At 62.5% G+C, this 3,938-nt stretch carries 5 protein-coding genes; all 5 read left to right on the forward strand.

What is annotated here, in order from left to right:
• The coding region (locus Q0S71_RS06795) for a 2,3,4,5-tetrahydropyridine-2,6-dicarboxylate N-succinyltransferase (RefSeq protein ID WP_295993209.1) at window positions 1–556 on the forward strand (556 nt) is incomplete at its 5' end.
• A 112-nt stretch (window positions 557–668) separates the two neighbouring features.
• Entirely contained in the window at window positions 669–1,811 is a 1,143-nt protein-coding gene (locus Q0S71_RS06800; RefSeq protein WP_295993211.1) for a PilT/PilU family type 4a pilus ATPase, read from the forward strand.
• Between the two features lies 1 nt (window position 1,812).
• Window positions 1,813–2,166, forward strand: coding sequence for an ArsC family reductase (locus tag Q0S71_RS06805; RefSeq protein ID WP_295993213.1), 354 nt, complete (start codon window positions 1,813–1,815; stop codon window positions 2,164–2,166).
• 7 nt (window positions 2,167–2,173) lie between these two features.
• Window positions 2,174–3,307 (forward strand): succinyl-diaminopimelate desuccinylase, encoded by a 1,134-nt coding sequence (dapE, locus tag Q0S71_RS06810; protein WP_295993216.1) that lies wholly within the window; start codon window positions 2,174–2,176, stop codon window positions 3,305–3,307.
• Window positions 3,308–3,379: 72 nt separating this feature from the next.
• The coding region (gene prmB / locus Q0S71_RS06815; RefSeq protein WP_295993220.1) for a 50S ribosomal protein L3 N(5)-glutamine methyltransferase at window positions 3,380–3,938 on the forward strand (559 nt) is incomplete at its 3' end.

Genomic DNA, 3,938 nt, shown 5'->3' on the forward strand with positions numbered 1-3,938 from the left:
GTTCGCCAACTACACGGCCGATGATTTCGCCCGTGGCGGCTTCCGCGTGGTGCCGCCGGCTGTCGCTCGCCGCGGCAGTTTCATCGCCAAGAACGTGGTGCTGATGCCTTCCTACGTCAACATCGGCGCGTATGTCGATGAAGGCACCATGGTCGACACCTGGGCCACCGTCGGCTCCTGCGCCCAGATCGGCAAGAACGTGCACCTGTCCGGTGGTGTGGGCATCGGCGGCGTGCTCGAGCCGATGCAGGCCAATCCGACCATCATCGAAGACAACTGCTTCATCGGCGCCCGTTCGGAAATCGTCGAAGGCGTCATCGTCGAGGAAAACTCGGTCATTTCGATGGGCGTCTACATCGGCCAGTCGACCAAGATCTATGACCGCGCCACCGGTGAAGTCAGCTACGGCCGCGTGCCGGCCGGTTCGGTCGTCGTGGCCGGCAACCTGCCTTCGGACGACGGCAAGTACTCGCTGTACTGCGCGGTGATCGTCAAGCGCGTCGACGCGCAGACCCGCTCCAAGACCGGCATCAACGAACTGCTGCGCGGTATTTGATTTATACGCGACGCCGGGGGGCAAGACCGTGGGTCGCGTGTTGACCCGATTTTGGCCCGCCCCGACCGCGTCAAGCCGCGCAAAAAAGTATCAACAGATCTAGGAGATGAAGATGGCCATGGACCGCCTGTTCCAGCTAATGAAGGAAAAAAACGCGTCGGACATGTTCTTCGCCGTGAATTCACCGGTCCACATCAAGATCAACGGCAACCTGATTCCGATCAACCAGCAAAAGCTCGACCGCGACGGCATCGCCGCGCTGCTGGCAGAAATCTGCAAGCCTGAACAGATCGAGGAACTTGAACGCGACAACGAATTGAATATCGGCCTGTCGGTGCAAAACCTGGGCCGCTTCCGCCTGTCGGCGTTCCGCCAGCGTGGCAGCATCTCGGCCGTGTTCCGCTTCGTGCCGGCGATGATACCGCCGCTGGCCGACCTGAAGCTGCCGCCGGTGCTGGCCGAGCTGATTATGGAAAAGCGCGGCCTGCTGCTGCTGGTCGGTTCGACCGGCTCCGGCAAGTCGACCACCATCGCTTCGATGCTGGACCTGCGCAACGAACTGCGCTCGGGCCACATCCTGACGCTGGAAGATCCGATCGAGTACCTGTTCAAGAATAAAAAGGCGATCGTCAACCAGCGCGAGATCGGCGACGACGCCAAGGACTTCGCGACGGCGCTGCGCAACTCGATGCGGCAGGCGCCGGACTGCATCTTGATCGGCGAAATCCGCGACAAGGAAACCATGGCCGCCGCCATGGCCTACGCGCAGTCGGGCCACCTGGTGCTGGCGACGCTGCACGCCAATAACAGCTATAACGCGCTCAATCGCATCATCAGCTTTTATCCCATCGAGAACCGCCCGGCGCTGTTGCAGGATTTGTCGTCGACGGTCAAGGCCATCGTGTCGCAGCGGCTGATCCGTTCGATCAACGGCGGCACTCGCACGGCGGCGGTCGAGGTCATGGTCAACACGCGCTACATCTCGGACCTGATCGAAAAGGGCGAGATCGGCCAGATCAAGGAAGCGATGGAGAAGAGCATGTCGCCCGGCTCGCAGTCGTTCGAACTGGCGCTGCTGAAGCTGGTGCAGGATGGCGTCATCAGCCAGGAGGAAGCGCTGGCCAACGCCGATTCGGCCACCAATCTACTGTGGCTGCTCAATAATGGACCGGAGAGCAAAACCGCCCAGAGCGAGCCGGAACCGAAGAAGCACGTCGAAGAAACCTCGTTCACCGAATTCACTCTGAATACCTGATATGTCCATTACCGTCTACGGCATCCCGAATTGCGACACCGTCAAAAAGGCCCGCACCTGGTTGGCCGAGCAGCGGCACGATTTTACGTTTCATGATTTTAAAAAGCAGGGCCTGACGCGCGACATCGTCGCCGGCTGGCTGCGCCACCTGTCGCGCGATGTGCTGGTGAATAAAAAAGGCACGACCTGGCGCGGCTTGGCGGACGAGCGCAAGGCCGCCATCGTCGACGACGACAGCGCCATCGCGCTGATGCTGGAATTCCCGTCGGTGATCAAGCGCCCGGTGCTGGACAAGGACGGCGTGTACGCCGTCAGCTTCTCGGCCGCGCAGTATCAACAAATTTTCCATCCCTGAGCCGATAATGACACCCTCCAAAACCCTGGCGCTGACCGGAAAACTGATCGCCCTTTCCTCCGTCACGCCCGACGACAAGGGCTGCCAGCAGCACTTGATCGACCTGCTGTCGCCGCTGGGCTTCATGTGCGAAGTGATCGAATCGAACGGCGTGACCAATCTGTGGGCGCGCAAGGGCACCACGGCGCCGCTGCTGGTGTTCGCCGGCCATACCGACGTGGTGCCCACCGGCCCGGTCGAACAGTGGCGCTCCGCCCCCTTCAACCCGACCCACCGCGACGGCAAGCTGTATGGCCGCGGCGCGGCCGACATGAAGACGTCGATCGCGGCGATGGTGGTGGCGTGCGAGGAGTTCATCGCCGCCCACCCGGACCACCAGGGTTCGATCGGCTTCCTCATCACCAGCGACGAGGAGGGCCCGGCCATCGACGGCACCGTCATCGTCTGCAATATGCTCAAGGAGCGCGGCGAGCAGATGGACTTCTGCATCGTCGGCGAGCCGACCTCGGACGAGACGCTGGGCGACATGATCAAGAACGGCCGCCGCGGCTCGCTGTCCGGCCGCCTGACGGTGAAGGGCGTGCAGGGCCACATCGCCTATCCGCAGCTGGCCAGGAATCCCATCCACCTGGCCGCGCCGGCGCTGGCCGAGCTGGTGGCCGAGCAGTGGGACGCGGGCAACGACTACTATCTGCCGACGTCTTGGCAGATGTCGAATATTAACGGCGGCACCGGCGCCAATAATGTGATCCCCGGCGAGATGGTGGTCGACTTCAATTTCCGCTTTTCGACCGCCAGCACGCACGAGGGTTTGAAAAAACGCGTGCACGCCATCCTCGACAAGCACCAGCTGCACTACGAGCTGAAATGGGTCTTGAGCGGCCTGCCCTTCCTGACGCCGCGCGGTTCGCTCAGCGATGCGCTGGCCGCCGCGATCCGCGCCGAAACCGGCGTCGAGACCGAGCTGTCGACCACCGGCGGCACCTCGGACGGCCGCTTTATCGCGCAGATCTGTCCTCAGGTGATAGAATTCGGCCCTCCCAATGCCAGTATACACAAGATCGACGAGCACATTGAGCTGCGTTTCATCGATCCGCTGAAGAATATCTATCGGCGCACGCTGGAAAATCTGCTGCGCTGAACCGCGCGCGGCGATCAGCACAACGATGAGCGCCGCTGGCATCGCCCCTTATTTGTTTTACCGAGACAGCCCATGACTACGACACCATTCACCACGCCGCGCGACCTGCTGCGCTATGCCGTCACCCGCTTCAACACGGCCAAGCTGTTCTTCGGCCACGGCAGCGCCGAGGCGCTCGACGAAGCGGCCTACCTGATCCTGCACACGCTCAAGCTGCCGCTCGACAAGCTCGACCCCTTCCTCGACGCGCGCCTGCTGCCGGAAGAAGTGGCGGCCGTGCTGGCGGTGATCGAGCGCCGCAGCGTCGACCGCGTGCCTGCGGCCTACATCACCAACGAGGGCTGGCTCGGCACCTATAATTTCTACGTCGACGAGCGCGTGTTGGTGCCGCGCTCCTTCATCGCGGAACTGATTCCCGACTACTTCGCGCCGTGGGTCAACGATCCCGAAGGCGTCAGCAATGTGCTGGAGCTGTGCACCGGGTCCGGCTGCCTGGCCATCATGCTGGCCGACGCCTTCCCGGACGCGCACGTGGACGCGGTCGACATCTCGGCCGACGCGCTGGAAGTGGCGAAGAAAAACGTCGCCACCTACAAGCTGGAAGAGCGCCTGACCTTGATCCAGTCCGACC

The organism is Rugamonas sp. (assembly GCF_025354735.1).
Classification (GTDB): domain Bacteria; phylum Pseudomonadota; class Gammaproteobacteria; order Burkholderiales; family Burkholderiaceae_D; genus Rugamonas.